The sequence below is a fragment of the Kribbella deserti genome, from assembly GCF_042434725.1.
GTDB lineage: Bacteria > Actinomycetota > Actinomycetes > Propionibacteriales > Kribbellaceae > Kribbella > Kribbella deserti.
The window spans coordinates 42,496-57,151 of record NZ_JBHLTC010000006.1 but is presented as its reverse complement, the minus strand read 5'-3'; the positions used below and the strand labels follow the sequence as shown (position 1 = coordinate 57,151).

Annotated in this window: 11 protein-coding genes; 9 read left to right on the top strand and 2 right to left on the bottom strand. The window is 68.2% G+C overall.

Features of this window, described 5'->3' with window-relative positions; translation table 11 throughout:
* The first annotated feature begins 52 nt into the window (after positions 1-52).
* Genes ACFFGN_RS05690 through ACFFGN_RS05680 form a run of 3 tightly spaced genes read left to right on the top strand, consistent with a single transcriptional unit; the run spans position 53 to position 2,883 of the window.
* Positions 53-883, top strand: a complete 831-nt coding sequence (locus ACFFGN_RS05690) for a lysozyme (protein ID WP_380044251.1) — start codon at positions 53-55, stop codon at positions 881-883.
* A 43-nt stretch (positions 884-926) separates the two neighbouring features.
* Positions 927-1,481: a GNAT family N-acetyltransferase gene (locus ACFFGN_RS05685; RefSeq protein ID WP_380044250.1), complete on the top strand. Its 555-nt coding sequence runs from the start codon at positions 927-929 to the stop codon at positions 1,479-1,481.
* Positions 1,482-1,536: 55 nt separating this feature from the next.
* A complete protein-coding gene (locus tag ACFFGN_RS05680; protein ID WP_380044249.1) occupies positions 1,537-2,883 on the top strand; it encodes a C39 family peptidase in 1,347 nt (448 codons plus the stop codon).
* 252 nt (positions 2,884-3,135) lie between these two features.
* On the opposite strand, the gene ACFFGN_RS05675 is transcribed toward ACFFGN_RS05680, so the two are convergent.
* Positions 3,136-4,824, bottom strand: coding sequence for a DUF2207 domain-containing protein (locus ACFFGN_RS05675; protein WP_380044248.1), 1,689 nt, complete (start codon positions 4,822-4,824; stop codon positions 3,136-3,138).
* A gap of 217 nt (positions 4,825-5,041) precedes the next feature.
* Here ACFFGN_RS05675 and ACFFGN_RS05670 point away from each other — a divergent pair, with 217 nt between their 5' ends.
* From ACFFGN_RS05670 to ACFFGN_RS05650, 5 genes are all read left to right on the top strand, one after another.
* Positions 5,042-6,355: a neutral zinc metallopeptidase gene (locus tag ACFFGN_RS05670; protein ID WP_380044247.1), complete on the top strand. Its 1,314-nt coding sequence runs from the start codon at positions 5,042-5,044 to the stop codon at positions 6,353-6,355.
* Between the two features lie 127 nt (positions 6,356-6,482).
* Complete coding sequence (locus ACFFGN_RS05665; RefSeq protein ID WP_380044246.1) at positions 6,483-7,703, top strand: neutral zinc metallopeptidase; 1,221 nt, start codon at positions 6,483-6,485, stop codon at positions 7,701-7,703.
* Positions 7,704-7,712: 9 nt separating this feature from the next.
* The gene (locus ACFFGN_RS05660; protein ID WP_380044245.1) at positions 7,713-9,131 is read left to right on the top strand and encodes a neutral zinc metallopeptidase; all 1,419 of its coding nucleotides are present in this window, start codon (positions 7,713-7,715) and stop codon (positions 9,129-9,131) included.
* A 74-nt stretch (positions 9,132-9,205) separates the two neighbouring features.
* Positions 9,206-10,165, top strand: a complete 960-nt coding sequence (locus tag ACFFGN_RS05655; RefSeq protein WP_380044244.1) for a neutral zinc metallopeptidase — start codon at positions 9,206-9,208, stop codon at positions 10,163-10,165.
* 263 nt (positions 10,166-10,428) lie between these two features.
* A complete protein-coding gene (locus ACFFGN_RS05650; protein WP_380044243.1) occupies positions 10,429-11,382 on the top strand; it encodes a neutral zinc metallopeptidase in 954 nt (317 codons plus the stop codon).
* Positions 11,383-11,728: 346 nt separating this feature from the next.
* Here the strand turns inward: ACFFGN_RS05650 and ACFFGN_RS05645 are convergent, their stop codons facing one another.
* Positions 11,729-13,426 (bottom strand): DUF2207 domain-containing protein, encoded by a 1,698-nt coding sequence (locus ACFFGN_RS05645; protein WP_380044242.1) that lies wholly within the window; start codon positions 13,424-13,426, stop codon positions 11,729-11,731.
* A 53-nt stretch (positions 13,427-13,479) separates the two neighbouring features.
* Here ACFFGN_RS05645 and ACFFGN_RS05640 point away from each other — a divergent pair, with 53 nt between their 5' ends.
* Entirely contained in the window at positions 13,480-14,643 is a 1,164-nt protein-coding gene (locus tag ACFFGN_RS05640) for a neutral zinc metallopeptidase (protein ID WP_380044241.1), read from the top strand.
* The last annotated feature ends 13 nt before the right edge of the window (positions 14,644-14,656 follow it).

Here is a 14,656-nt window from a genome sequence, read left to right as displayed (position 1 = left end):
GGCAGTGGGCGGGTAGAACCATCAGGACACTCCGCCCGCCCTGGAGGTTCTTGTGAAGCCCCTCTTCAGTACTGCTTTGGCCGTTCTTGGCCTGGCGCTGGTTCCGACCGCCGGCGCCGCAGCTCCATCGCCCGCTCATGAGCCCACTGCCGAGGCTCGCGCCCACGGCATCACGAAGGCCGGTGACGCCCACCTTGGGTGGCGCCTGACCGACTCGACCGCCGCCTCGGCGCCGGTCCGTACGACGCAGGGGTTCGCGCCCTCCGCCGTTGTGTACGGCATCGACGTTGCCAGCCATCAGGGCAACGTGAACTGGTCCTATTGGTGGGGCCAGGGCAAGCGGTTCGCCTACGTGAAGGCGACCGAAGGCAACTACTACCGCAATCCGTACTTCGCCCAGCAGTACAACGGGTCGTACAACGTCGGCATGATCCGCGGCGCCTACCACTTCGCCACGCCGAACGACTCCAGCGGCGCCAACCAGGCCAACTACTTCGTCGATCGCGGCGGCGCGTGGTCTCGCGACGGCCGGACGCTGCCGGGTGCGCTCGACATCGAGTACAACCCGTACGGCGCGACCTGTTACGGCCTGAGCCAGTCCGCGATGGTGAGCTGGATCCGCGACTTCGTGAACACCTACCGGTCCCGCACGGGCCGCTATCCGGTGATCTACACCAATCTCGACTGGTGGAGCCGCTGCACCGGCAACAGCACGGCCTTCAACCAGACCAACCCGCTGTGGGTCGCGCGGTACGCCTCCGCTCCCGGCACGCTGCCTGGCGGCTGGGGATTCCACACCTTCTGGCAGTACAGCGACAACCCGATCGACCAGAACAGCTTCAACGGATCACAGGATCGCCTGGTCGCCCTGGCCAACGGCTAAAACCAGTTGCGTGGCGGCGAAAGGAGCCGCATAAGGTCGTTCGGTGACCCTTACCGAGCCGATCGAGACCGACCGCCTGATCCTCCGTCCCTACCGCGAAACCGACTACGACGACCTGCTCAAGCTGCTGTCCAGCGAGGAGGTCTGCCGCTATCTGCTGCACGGGCCGAAGAGCCCCGAGGAGGTGCGGGCCTCCCTGGCGAAGCGGATGGACATTCCGCCGATGGACACGAACGGCCAGGACCACTCGTTCGCGGTGGAGCTTCGGGAGACCGGTGAACATCTCGGCGAGGTGGTGCTCTTCCTGGTGAACACGGAGCACCGCCTCGGCGAGATCGGTTTCGTCTTCCACCCGTCAGCACAAGGCAAGGGGTACGCCGCCGAGGCCTCGACCGCCGTACTGCGCTACGCGTTCGAGACGCTCGGGCTGTACCGGATGATCGGCCGCCTCGACGCCAGCAACACCGCCTCCGCGGCCCTGCTCGAACGACTGGGCATGCGCAAGGAGGCGCACTTCGTCCGCAACGAGAAGGTCAAGGGCGAATGGACCGACGAGGCCGTTTTCGCCATGCTCGATGTGGAGTGGAAAGCCCTTTAAAACAAGGGATTCCAGCTCTGTGCGGCACGCCTTTCGCGGGCTATCGTCGGCAGGTATGACCACACGCCTGCTCGCCGCCCTGCTGTCAGGTGCGATGGCGCTGAGCCTCACCAGCGCCACCGCCCTGGCCGCTCCCCTCGAGACCACTCGCGCCGGCGCGATCTCAGCCGGCCCCGGTTCCGCCGCACGGCCCGTCGCCAAACTGGCCCGCGATATCGCCTACCGGTCCTGGACCAGTACGGCCGATTTCGCCACCGGGGCCCACCAGGGCACCGCCGCTTCCCAAGGCGGATTGATCCTGGCCCGGGCCACCGGCACCACGTCGTACGTCGATCCGTTCGGCGACGGCCGGGCCCGAACGTATGACCAGGCGAGCTGGATCTCGCCGACGGTCCGGCCCGGGTTCGGCCTGACCGAGTTGATCGCCTCCTGGACCGCCGACACCCCGGCCGGGACCTGGATCGAGGTCGCGGCCTCGGGCCAAACCAACCAGGGCAACACCTCGAAGTGGTACGTGCTCGGCCGGTGGGGCGCCGGGGACGACACCAGCAAGGGCGATATCCACCGCACCTCGCTGCCCGGTCAGCGCGACACCAACGGAACGGTTGCCGTCGACACCTTTGTTGCCGCCTCCGGCCGATCGCTGACGGACTGGCGATTGCGGGTGACGTTGTACCGGCTGGCTGGAACGACAGCCGCGCCGGTGGTTCGTTCGGTCGGCGCGGTGGCGTCGCGGCTGCCCAGCACCAGCACCGTGCCGGTCAGCGGTTCGGGCGGAGCCTGGGGACAAACGCTGAACGTGCCGACGTACTCCCAGGAGACGCACATCGGCCACTACCCGCAGTGGGACAACGGCGGCGAGGCCTGGTGCTCGGCCACGTCGACCGCGATGGTGCTGGACTACTTCGGAGCTGGACCCACGGCGGCTGAGACCGCTTGGGTGGATCCGGCCGATGCGGATCCGCAGGTGGATCACGCCGCGCGGATGGTCTTCGACTACGCGTACGACGGCGCGGGCAACTGGCCGTTCAATACGGCGTACGCCGGAACGCGAGGGCTGGATGCGTTTGTGACGCGTCTTCGTTCACTGACGGAGGCGGAGGCGTTCATTCGTGCGGGAATTCCGTTGATCGCGTCGCTTTCCTTTGAGTCGAAGGATTTGGACGGCGCTGGGTATGGCACGAACGGGCATCTGATGGTCATCGTCGGCTTCGCCCCGAACGGCGACGTCATCGTGAACGACCCGGCCAGTCATTTGATCCCGAGCAACGACCAGGTCCGCTTCACCTACAACCGAGCCCAATTCGAAAACGCCTGGCTCCCCCACTCCGGCGGCCTAACCTACGTAATCCACCCCACCACCCGCCCACTTCCCCCCGCCCCGCCCCAGTCGAACTGGTAGGTCCACTAAAACCGGGGCGACTGGCGCGATTCGTATGGCCCAAGTGCTGCGTCGATTCGCCTGGATTCGACCCGCTTGCGCGGCGGGTCAGATTTCACCGCGACGGTCATGCGGTCGAATCCGGGCGAATCGTCGCTAAAGTCCGGCCACGACACCACCCGTTCAGCCATTAGCGACGATTGGGCTGGAGCCACTGAAACCGGGGGCACGGACAGTGGTTCGCGCCGCGCAGGGCTGGCGGTGTTGGCGTCTTCAGCGGGTGAAGAGGGCGCCGGTTAGGTTGGTGGTCAGGTTGCGGAGGGAGTCGGGGAGGTACTGGAGGTGCCAGCCCTGGGGGCCTCGGTACCAGTTGAAGCCTTCGTCTTCGTCGGCGTCGTCGTCGGTGGCTACCAGGGCGTCGATCCAGCGGTCGGACCCGCCCAGGACCACGGCGTACGGCAGGGCTCGGGAGCACAGCTCCGCGTGCTGGTCGTCCGGTAGTTCCCGGATGTCCATCTCGAGCAGTTCGCCCCGGATGGACGCGATCTGGCCCAGCACCCGGCCGGCCGCGGGGGCCTTGGCCGGCATGTGCCGCCCGAGGACCAGCAGACCGACGCCGACCGCCGTCACCGCGAGGCCGAGCAGGCCCCAGGCCGAGAAGACCGCCAGCAGCACGGTCAGGATCACGCCGAGCACGGTCGCGGCGATACCCAGGGTGTTCCACAACGAGCGAGTCCGGTCCGGCCGCTCGACGAACCACCCGCGCTTCACGACGTCGTCGTACAACGCGTCCTGGACCTCGCCGAGCGCGGCGCGGACCTGCTTGCCCAGCTCGGAGACGCGAACCGTGTCGTTGTCCCCGAACAGGGCCCGGACCAGCACGTTCTCGTAGCGGTGCAGCTGCTCGGACGGCGCGTTCGCGACCCGCTTGAGTTCCCAGTCGGGCCGGGCGAACTCGTTCTCGTGGTCCAGCTCGGTGATGATCAGGTGGCCGCGGACCGCGAGGTCGACGATCGTCGCGGTCACGTCGACCGGGTCGATCCGCTCGTCGATCAGCGTGCCGACCTCACCGGGCCGCAGGTCCGACGGCGGCGAGAAGACGATCTTGGTGTCCGTACCGAGGCTGAACAGCGAGGCCGGTACGACGCGACGGGCGTCGACCTGGTCCCGCCCGCGCGTGCGGTACAGGAAGTACAGCGCGGCGGCACCCACGAGCAGCACGGCCAGAGCCGTCAGCAGCTGGGCCGGGTCCGCGCTGAACGAACGGCGGAACGACTTGCGGTACTCGACGATCTCGTTGGCCGCGATCTGGCCGTCGGGGAAACCGATGGTGATCCGCATCGTGTTGCCCGGCGGCAGCGCGAACTGCTTGAAGACCGGCGCGGAGGTCTCCGAGATCTGCGCCAGCGTGCAAGGCGTGTTCGCGTCGATGGCACCGGCGGAGCACTGCACGTGTGAGACCTGCGGCACGCTGAAGGTGACGTTCGCGGTCTGTACCTCCGCGTTCAGGCCGTGCAGCGGCGACCAGCGCAGCTCCGTACCGTTCAGCGTTTTGGCGACCGCGCCGCGCACGACGTAGTTGAAGGACAGTTCGGCCACGCCGTCGACGTTGCCGACGGCAATCGACGTGACGTCGCCGGAGGTGTTGACCTCGGCGTCCTTGACCTGGTCACCCGCCTTGACCTCGAGGTCCTCGACCTTCTGCACGTGATCGACGTCCGCGGGCAGGTGCTCGCGAGTGACGATGTGCCGGGTGAAGGTGCCGGTGTGACCGGTCAGCTTCCAGGTCTCCGCCACCCGCAGCAGGCCGTCCCGCTCGACCCGGACCTCACTGTCGTACGACGTGATGGTCGGGGCCGTCGCTGCGGCGCCCGCGGGCAGCACCGGGCCGGCCGCGAGGCCGATCGCGAAGGTGAGGGAACCGAGTGCGCACAGGGAGGCCCCGAGCAGTCGTAGACGCATCGCTCAATCACACCGTATCGAGGGGTCAGTGGAAAATCAGCCCGCGCGGGCCGTCATCCGGACGGGCGCCACGCTCCGGAACGGAACGCCCCGGCGATGGGTCTGCGAGCAGAGACTACTGTGCGCCCCGGCCGGGCCCACAGCGCCACCCCGAGATCTTGTCGGCGGCGTCGGATACGGTCTAGCCCGCAGCGTACGCAGACCGCCAGGAGTGCACGTGTCGAACAACCAGTGGGGCAATCCCGCCGGGCAGTATCCCCAGCAGCCTCCCCCCTGGCATCCGAACCCCGCGCAGTACGGCGTTCCGCAGGGCCCACCCGGCCCGAATCAGCAGCTGCCACACGGCATCGGCTGGGGCCCCCAGCAGTACGGCGGCCCAGGCGCCCCCGGCCCGTACGGCGCGCCAGGCGGACCCGCAGGTCCTGGTCAATACGGCGGCCCCGGTGGTCTGGGCGGCCCAGGCCATCCCGGGATGCGCCCCGGGCGGCCGCGACGCCGGAACAAGCAGGCGGTCACCACGCTCGCGGTGATCGGCGCCGCGCTGATCGGGGTGGTGCTGGTCGGCGCCATCGTCTCGATCGTGATCAAGAACACGGACTCCAGCGTGGCCCGGCCCAATCCGACGTACCAGCCGAGCTTCACGCCGACCGCGGAGGACACCGGCCCGACGCCGCCGCCGGTGACGCCGAGCGAGACCCCGGCCACGGTGGCGACTCTCGCGCCGACGACCCGGCCGGTCAGCACCCGCCCGACGGCGCCGCGGCCGAGCCAGACGAAAACCACCAAGCCGCCGCAGACGCTCACGCCTTCGCAGATCGTGAGCCGCAGCCGGCTGTACTCCACCGGCCGCCAGGCCTCGGTCGGCTGCCGCGAGTCGTCCGCCCGCCCGTCGAACCAGGCCGGCGCCACGGCGTACTACGCGCGGCTGAAGTTCTGCCTGGACCGGGCCTGGCCACGGCAGATCCGCGCCGGCGGGTTCACCTTCCGCCAGCCGCGGCTGCTGACCTGGGCCGGTTCGGTGGTGACACCGTGCGGCACCGTCTCGAACGCGAACTACCCGCCCTTCTACTGCGGGGCGAACGAGACCATCTACATGAACCTCGGCGAGGACACCGGTTGGTACAACAAGTACCGGGACAACCCGCAGGGCAAGATCTGGGCCCGGATGTGGACCACGCACCAGGTCGCCCATGAGTACGGCCATCACGTCCAGGCGATGATCGGGGTGCTGCGCGCCGACGTCGAACTGCAGTACGAGGCGCCCAACCGGGAAAGCGCGCTCGAGATCAACCGGCGCAAGGAGCTGCAGGCCTCCTGTTTCGGCGACGTGTTCCTCGGTTCGAACAAGAACACCTACCCGATCAAGGGCGAGGCGCTGCGGCAGTGGCGGCACCTGATCGGCACCGTCACCGACTACGGGAACGATCACGGCGACGGCAAGAACCACAAATACTGGGCGGAACGAGGCTGGAACAGCAGGAACCCGGGCTTGTGCAATACCTATGTGGCCGGCTCGTCGTTGGTTGAGTAGCGGCGTGAGCCGATTCACCAAGGCCGGCCGGCGGGCGGGCGAACCGCCGGCTGGATAGCCTGACGGTCGTGCCACCACCGGTGGCGCGATGGGGATCACGGGGAGTCCGGGGGGACAAGGAGCAGAAGTGGCGAACAACCAGTGGGGGCCGGCGCCGGGGCAGTACCCGCCGCCGCCCGGCCCGCCGGTCAGCGGCCCACCGCAGCCGGCGTACGGCAACTACCCGGTGCAGCCCGCGCCGGGTTTCGGCTGGGGACCACAGTTCGGGCCGGGTCCAGGATCGGGTCAGGGCCAGGGCGGCCCGCAGTACCTCATGCCGCCTGGCCGGCCGCCACGCCGGAGTAGCCGCAAGGGCCTGTTCATCGGCCTGGCGCTGGTCGGCGTGGTCGGCGCCGTAGTGCTGGTCGGCGCGGTCATGGTCGGCCTAGCCGCCCAGAGCCCCGACGACGGGCCAACGACCCAGCCGAGCCCGCAGGCGACTCTGCCGTCACCTGATCTGCCACCCGAGACCGCGACCACGCCTGTCCCGCCACCGACTGCGCCGACCGCCACCCAGGCGACGAGCCGTCCGCCCGCGACCCAGCCGACGGCCAAGCCGACACCGCGCAAGCCGTCGCCGCAGACCGTCGTCACCCGGGACGGGTTCTACTTCACCGGTCTGCAGGCGAGCGTGGGCTGCAAGGACCCGGGCCTGCCGATCAACAACCAGCGCAACACCCAGAACTACTACGCCCTGGTGATCCAGTGCCTGAACAAGGCCTGGCCGCGCCAAGTGACCGCCGGGCGGGACACCTTCCGGCCGCCGAAACTGGTGTTCTGGTCGAGCCGGGTCCAGTCGCCGTGCAGCGGTGGGGCAACCGTGTCGTTTTACTGCGGCGTCAGTGAGACCATCTACATCAAGTACAACGACGACATGGCGCTGTGGCGCGATCGGCCGGACGCGCTGAACCGGCGCATCACCCGGCTGTGGGTGACCTTCACCGCCGCCCACGAGTACGGGCACCACCTGCAGCAGGTCAGCGGCATCCTGCCGGCGTCGTACGAGCTGGGTTACGACAACTACGCGCCAAGGGAACAAATGCTCGCCATCAGCCGTCGGATCGAGATCCAGGCCTCCTGCCTGGCCGCGGTCTTCGTCGGCGCCAACCGCTCGTCGTACGGCCTCACCGGGGCCAAGTTGCAGGCCTGGCGCTTCATCCAGGACGGCACCGGTGACGAGAACAAACCGGGTGGCGAGCGCGACCACGGCAGCAGGGCCAGCAACTCGGCGTTCATGCGACAGGGATTCGCCACCCGCAACAACGCCTACTGCAACACGTTCACGGCTTCGGCCAGCAAGGTTTCGTGAGGAGTTTCGATGTCGGAGAACTGGAACCCACCGCCGGGCCGCCCCCCGCACGAGCCGGGGCGGGAAGAGCCGACCCAGCAGTGGTGGACCCAGCCCAGCGAGGAGCCGGACGACTTCCTGTCGCCCGGCCAGCCGCACCCGTACCACCAGTCGGGTCCGGGCGGGCAACAGCCGCCGTACCCGTCACAGGGCCAGCCTCCGCAGGGACCTCCCCCCGGTCAGCCCGCCGGTCCGATGCCCGGCCAGCCCGGCCAGCCGGGTCAGGCACCTCAGGGTCCGGGTCAGTCCCCCTGGCAGCAGTACCCGTCCCAGCAACAGCAGTTCCCGTACGGCGGCCCGCAGGGCCCGGGTGGCGAGGTACCGCAGGGGTGGCAGTACCCGCCGCAGGGTCAGCCCGGCCAGCCCGTACCGCCGATGATGGCGCAGATCCAGATTCCGCGGCCGCCCGGTCCGGGCCGCCGGCGCAAGCCGCGTCGTGGCGGCAAGGCGCTGGTGATCGGCCTGGTCGTGCTCGCGGTGATCGCCATCGCCGGTGGAGTCACCTGGTTCGTGACCTCGGGCGATGACACCCCGACCGCCGGTCCGGACGTGACGACGAGCCCGACGCCGACGCCGACTCCCACCCCGACGCCGACGCCTACCCCAACGCCGACTCCCACGCCCACCCCGACGCCCAAGCCCACGCCGAAGCCGACGCCCAAACCGCCGACGCCCGCTCAGATCGTCACGCAGAACAAGCTCTACGTGACCGGCCTGATCCTGGCCTCGCGGTGCCCGGAGCCGCCGTTCCGGCCGACCACCCCGGCCGCCACCAAGGCGTACTACAACCGGATGCTGCCCTGCCTGAACAAGTCGTGGTACCCGACCATCAAGAAGGCCGGCTACCGCTACCGGGCGCCGAAGGTCGTCGTCTACGCCGGCCGGCTCAAGTCGCCCTGCGGCATCCAGGCCGGGAACCGCGCCTACTACTGCGGCAGCGTCGAGACCATCTACATGCCGTACGCCGCGGACAACAAGAACTTCAAGGCCAACCCGGTCTACGCGCGGGCGCTGATGGCCAACACCTTCGCCCACGAGTACGGGCACCACGTCCAGCTGGTGACCGGCATCCTGGCGGCGTCGTTCCAGCGTGAGCGGACGATGCCGAACCGTGAGGCCCGGCTGCAGGAGAGCCGCCGCCGCGAGCTGCAGGCGTCATGCCTCGGTTCGGTGTACCTGGGCGCCGACAAGCAGTGGTTCCCGATGCAGGGCGAGCTGCTCACCGCGTGGCAGTTCGCGGTTCGCAACTCCGGGGACGAGTTCAACCCGGCCAAGGTGCGGGACCACGGCAACAAGAACAACCACGGTTTCTGGTCGCTGCGTGGCTACAACTCCAAGAACCCTGGGATGTGCAACACCTTCACCGCTTCGGCGAAGGTGACCAGCTGACCCCTGGTCTGGAGTGGACCGGGCTCGTGGCAGGATCGCGGCGGTAGCAAGTCCCCGATCACGAAAGTGAACGAATGACGAAATTTGCCAGCCCGACCACCACGGCCCGCTCCACTCGGTCCACGGCCAAGCGGGGATTGCTGGCCCTGCTGGCTGTCTCCACCGCGTCAGCCGTTGTCGCCCTCACGGGCGTTCAGAGCGCGGCCGCGCACGGCCCGGATGTCCCGGCCCCGGTTTCCCCGTCGGTGACCGGTGAGCACGCCGAGCCGAAGATGGTCAGCACCGGCCCTGGCACCGCGTCGGCGGCGTCGAGCTACAACATCGTTCGGTACAACAAGCTCTACCAGACCGGCCGCCTCGGCGCCTCGAAGTGCAAGATGCCGGCCTACCCGCTCACCACCGCGGGCAACGTGAAGGCGTACCACCTTTCGTTCCTGTACTGCCTGAACAACGTGTGGGTCGGCAAGATCCGCGCCGCGGGTAAGACCTTCACGAAGCCGACGCTGGTCGTGCACGAGAAGGGCGTCAACTCCGCCTGTGGCTTCATTCCGGCCAACAACGCCTACTACTGCTCGGGATCGCGCGGCATCTACATTCCGTGGAAGCGCTACCTGAACATGTGGAAGAACAACGGTGCGGGCTACGCGCGCGCCTACGCGATGCAGATCATCGCCCACGAGTACGGCCACCACGTGCAGGCGATGACCGGCATCCTGCAGGCGTCGCACTACCGCCAGGTGTACGTGCACAAGACGAGCGCGAAGAAGCTCGAGGAGAACCGCCGGATGGAGCTGCAGGCCTCGTGCTTCAGCGCCGCCTACCTCGGCGCGGACCGCGCGTACTTCCCGATGACCGGGTCCATCTACACCAACTGGCGCTGGATGGTCGCGAACATGGGCGACGACGCGGTGGCGGGCGGACCTCGCGACCACGGCTCGAAGTCCAGCCACAACTGGTGGTCGCTGCGCGGCTACAACAACATGACGTCCGCGTCCTGCAACACGTGGACCGGCGCCTCGTCGATCGTCGACTGATTTCCTGACTGGGCCGATCCCCCGGTACGACCACCGGGGAATCCCCTTACCGCACGGTAGTTGCCGGTCGCCGGCCGGCTGTCAACAGCCGGCGACCGACTACCGTGCGGTTTCTGTTTTAGTTGCTCCTGGCAAGGGAATTTTTTCCCGGTGCGATGGGAACCATGCCGCTTCGAAGACCCTCTGAGATGTAAGAGTCGGAGCCGAACAACGGTTCGTCTCGACAGACAACCCGTCCCTGCACGAAAGGCAGTACATTTCTGATGTCCTCCTCCATCATTCGGCGCGGCCTGGTTGCGGCGGCCGCTCTCGCCCTGACCGCGGTCACCGCGATGTCCGGTGTTGCCAGCAACGCCGCGACCACCGCCCCGCCGTCCCAGGCCCCCGACCCGTTCATCCGGCCCACCACGCCGACCCATGGTGACGGCGACTGGAACATGCTCGGCAAGTCCACCGGGCTGACCTACAAGACGGCCCTCACGCCCACCAGCGCGTGGAACACCGTCAAGTACAACAAGATCTACAAGACCGGTCGCGTCTACCCGAGCAAGTGCGGCCAGCCGAAGTACGCCCTGAACGGTTCGGCGAACATCCGCGCGTGGCACCTGTCCTACGGCTACTGCCTGAACAAGAGCTGGGTCGGCAAGGTGCAGGCCGCCGGCTACAAGTTCGTCGCCCCGACGTGGGTCATCTACTCCAAGCCGTTCCAGACGCCGTGTGGTTACGCGAACGGCACCCGGGCGTTCTACTGCTCGGCCTCGCGCGGCATCTACATCCCGGTGAAGCCGATCATCGACCGCTACAAGATCAACGCGCGCCACAACCTGGTGGCCGTCATGCAGACCGCGGCGCACGAGTACGCGCACCACGTCCAGGCCATGACCGGCATCCTGAACGCGCAGTACTACCGCCAGCAGTACGTGCTGAACACGTCGGCCAAGGACCTCGAAGAGAACCGCCGCATGGAGCTCCAGGCCACCTGCTGGGCCTCCGTGTACGTCGGTACCAACCGTGGCTACTTGGGCGTCACCCCCGGCGGTCGCCTGAACGACTACAAGTGGGTCATCTCCCACATCGGCGACGACTACAACCCGCCCGGCGCGCCGCGCACCCACGGCACCCGCGTCAACAACAACTGGTGGGCCACCAACGGCTTCAATTACATGAACGCCGGCTCCTGCGCCACCTGGAACGGCTCCTCCTCCATCGTGGCCTAACCATCCCCAGCACCACCAAACCGCCCGGGCCTTTCGGCCCGGGCGGTTTGGCTTTCCCGAGGCGCCAACACCGGTAGGGCCTTCGCGGGGTGGACCACTATCCGTGCTGCGTCGATTGGGCTGGATTTGACCCGCTACCGCGACGGCCCACCGTGGTCGCCAACGATCATGCGGTCAAATCCAGCCCAATCGACGCTGATCCCGTACGACGAACTTGCTTCGCCACGGAGTCTTTCCGGGTGGTCTCCGTGGGCCGGGTGGTGTCGTGGTCCGGGTTCAGCGACGATTCGCGCGTCGGTACGAATCGCGTCAGTGGTCCCGGCATTAGTGGTCCGCCGGGGACGTGTTAGTCGGCGAAGAGGCGGCGGGAGGTGGTTAGGGCGCCGCTTAGGGCGGTTACGAAGTTGGAGAGGGACTGGCCGATGTCGGAGAGGTGCCAGTTCTCCGGGCCGGAGTACCAGCCGATGCCGGCGTCGGGGTCGTCGTCGTCATCGGTGTTGGCGATTTCCAGGGCCCACTTGTCCGTCAGGCCGAGCACGGCCGCGTAGGGCAGGCACCTCGAGGCGAACTCCAGGCGGTGGTGCTCGGGCAGATCCGCCGACGACTCGTCGCGCAGGTAGGCCCGCAGACCCGAGATGCGCCCGAGTACGGCGGAGCCACGCGCCGTACGGGCCGGAGCAGCTTGGCCGGCCAGGGCGAGCGCGAGGCCCGCGAGCATCACCGCGAGACCGCCCAGGGCGAACTTGGTCGCGATGGCCAGGATCAGCGTGAGTACGCCGCCGGCCACGATCAGGGCCAGGCCGGCGGTGGTCCAGCGGTTGCGCACGGCGTCCGGGCGCTGGGCGAACCAGCCCTGGGTGACCACGTCGGTGTAGAGGTGTTCGCGGATCGCGCCGAGCCGGGGCCGCAGCGTCGGGCCGAGATCGGAGACCACCACGGTGTCGGATTCGGCGAAGACGGCGTCGAGCACGGCCTTCTCGTACGGCAGCAGCTCGGATCCGCCCGCGTTCAGGCGCTCCAGCCGCCAGTCCAGCCGGCCGAACTCGGTTTCCCGCGGCAGTTCGACGATGGTGAGGTAGTTGCGTACGGCAAGGTCCAGCACGGTCGCGGTGATGTCCACCACGTCGGCCGTCTCGTCCACCACGGTGCCGACCTGGCCCGGGCGGATGCCGTCCGGCGCGGCGAACTGCGGACCACCATCGCGGTCGAGCACCGGCCGCGCGGGCATCCCGGCGGCGGGGTCGACCTTGGCGGCGTCCCGGCCGCGGACGAACCAGAGCGCGGCGGCGGCCAGCACGCCCAGGCCGAGCAGCAGCGCGCTCAGGCCGAGCGTCGAGGAGTCGGCGGTGAAGGCCCGGCCGAGGCTCCAGCGGGTGGAGAAGTCGGCGTTGGCCGGCACGGTGGCCTGGTCGTTGAGCCCGGCCAGGAAGGTCAGGCGTCCGCCCGCGGGCACGCCGAGCTGCTCGATCTCGATGGCGGCAGACTCGCCCAGCTGGGACGACGTACACGGCATGCTGGAGCCCGGGCGGCCGGCGAAGCAGACGATCCAGGAGGCGAAAGGCACGTTCAGCGAGATCTTGGCACGCGAGATCGAGGCACTGAAGCCCTGGACGATCGGCCAGCTCACCTCACGGCCGTCGACGGAGTCGGCGACAACGCCGCCCACCTCGTAGACGTACACGATCTCCGACTCGCCGGAGGCGTTGACCGAGATCTCGCGGCCGTTGTCGCTCTCGGCGTTCTCGAAGCCTTCGGCCGGCTTGCCGTTCACCGTGGCCGTCAGGTTCTTGATCTCGTAGTTCCGGTCCTCGTCGGCGTCAGAGCGCACTCGCGTCTGCAGCGTGCGAACGACCTTGCCCGACTCGGGCATGACCTTGACGGTCTCCTTGACCTTCAACACCCCAGAGCCGTCCAGGGTGGCCTCGGCCTTGTATGCCGAGATACGCCCGTCCGGGACGGCAGCGGCCATCGCAGAGGCCGCGGGGACCAGTGAGATCAGGGACAAGATCAGGGCTGCCGGGACCAGGCGGCTCTTCAGTGACATGCCCCGAGAGTAGTCTCGTGCGGGTTCGTCCAGTGCGAGGAGGGCATCGACACGTGAGCAACACCTACGGGTATGGCGGACCCCAGGAGCAGCCGGGCCAGCGCCCAGCTGTACTGCCGCCACCGCAGGCCGCCCCCTGGCCCCAGCAGTACGGCGCGCCTCAGGGCGTCCAGCAGCCGTACGGCGGGCAACCGCAATACCCCGGTCAGCAGCCGTACGTGCCGCAGCAGTTCCCGGGCCAGCAGTACGCCGGGCAGCAGTGGCCGCAGCAGTACGGCGGGCACAACCAGTTCAACTCGTTCGGGCCGCCTCCGCGCAAGTCCAACGGGATGCGGCTCACCCTCATCGGTCTGGCCGTCTTCCTGTTCGTGGGCGTGGCACTCGCCGTTGTCGTCGGTACGGCGCTGAGGCCGTCGAGCGACGACGTGGCCGGCGGACGCCCCGGGCAGATCGGTCCCTCCGTGGTACCGACGCCGAAAACGAATGCCCCCGAGGGGTCGGCCGAGGACATCATGCAGAACAGCCCGATCTTCGGCGCGGGCGGCCTCGGCGAGATCAACTGCAAGGCCGAACCGCTCGGCGACGGCTCCCTGGCGGCCCAGAAGCGGTACTACGAGAAGCTGTTCAAGTGCCTGAACGACGGCTGGCGCCCGGTGCTGAGCAAGGCCGGCATCAACCAGCCCGACCCGGGCCTGATCGTGTTCGACAAGCCCGTCGTCACGGCCTGCGGCAACTTCAAGCCGAAGTCCGGCCGGGTGCTCGCGTTCTACTGCTACGGCAACAACGTGATGTACACCGACGTGCTGCAGATGCAGCAGGCCTTCGGCCCGAAGGAAGACCTCGCCTTCTTGATGGTGATCGCGCACGAGTACGGCCACCACATCCAGGGCGTCAGTGGCCTGTTCTACGCCCGGGCCTCGTACCTGCAGGAACACCCGACCGAGAAGCTCGACAGCTCGCGGCGTAACGAACTGCAGGCCTCCTGCTTCGCCGGAGTGTTCAGCCGGTCGATCGAGAAGAGCTATCCGCTGCGCGGCCGGATTCCGGAGTTCGACTTCCAGGCCAGTAACAGCTTCGGTGATTCGCCGGAGACTCCGCAGGAAGAACGCACCCACGGCCAGGCCAAGAGCCAGGGCTTCTGGATCATGAACGGCTTCAACGTCGGCGAGACCAAAGCCTGTAACACCTTCGCCGCCCCGGCGGACATCGTCCGCTGAGCCACAATTCGAT

Coding starts and splice junctions, on each gene's coding strand:
- ACFFGN_RS05680 (WP_380044249.1), top strand. CDS start 1,537: ATGACCACACGCCTGCTCGCCGCCCTGCTGTCAGGTGCGATGGCGCTG.
- ACFFGN_RS05675 (WP_380044248.1), bottom strand. CDS start 4,824: ATGCGTCTACGACTGCTCGGGGCCTCCCTGTGCGCACTCGGTTCCCTC.
- ACFFGN_RS05660 (WP_380044245.1), top strand. CDS start 7,713: ATGTCGGAGAACTGGAACCCACCGCCGGGCCGCCCCCCGCACGAGCCG.
- ACFFGN_RS05655 (WP_380044244.1), top strand. CDS start 9,206: ATGACGAAATTTGCCAGCCCGACCACCACGGCCCGCTCCACTCGGTCC.
- ACFFGN_RS05650 (WP_380044243.1), top strand. CDS start 10,429: ATGTCCTCCTCCATCATTCGGCGCGGCCTGGTTGCGGCGGCCGCTCTC.
- ACFFGN_RS05645 (WP_380044242.1), bottom strand. CDS start 13,426: ATGTCACTGAAGAGCCGCCTGGTCCCGGCAGCCCTGATCTTGTCCCTG.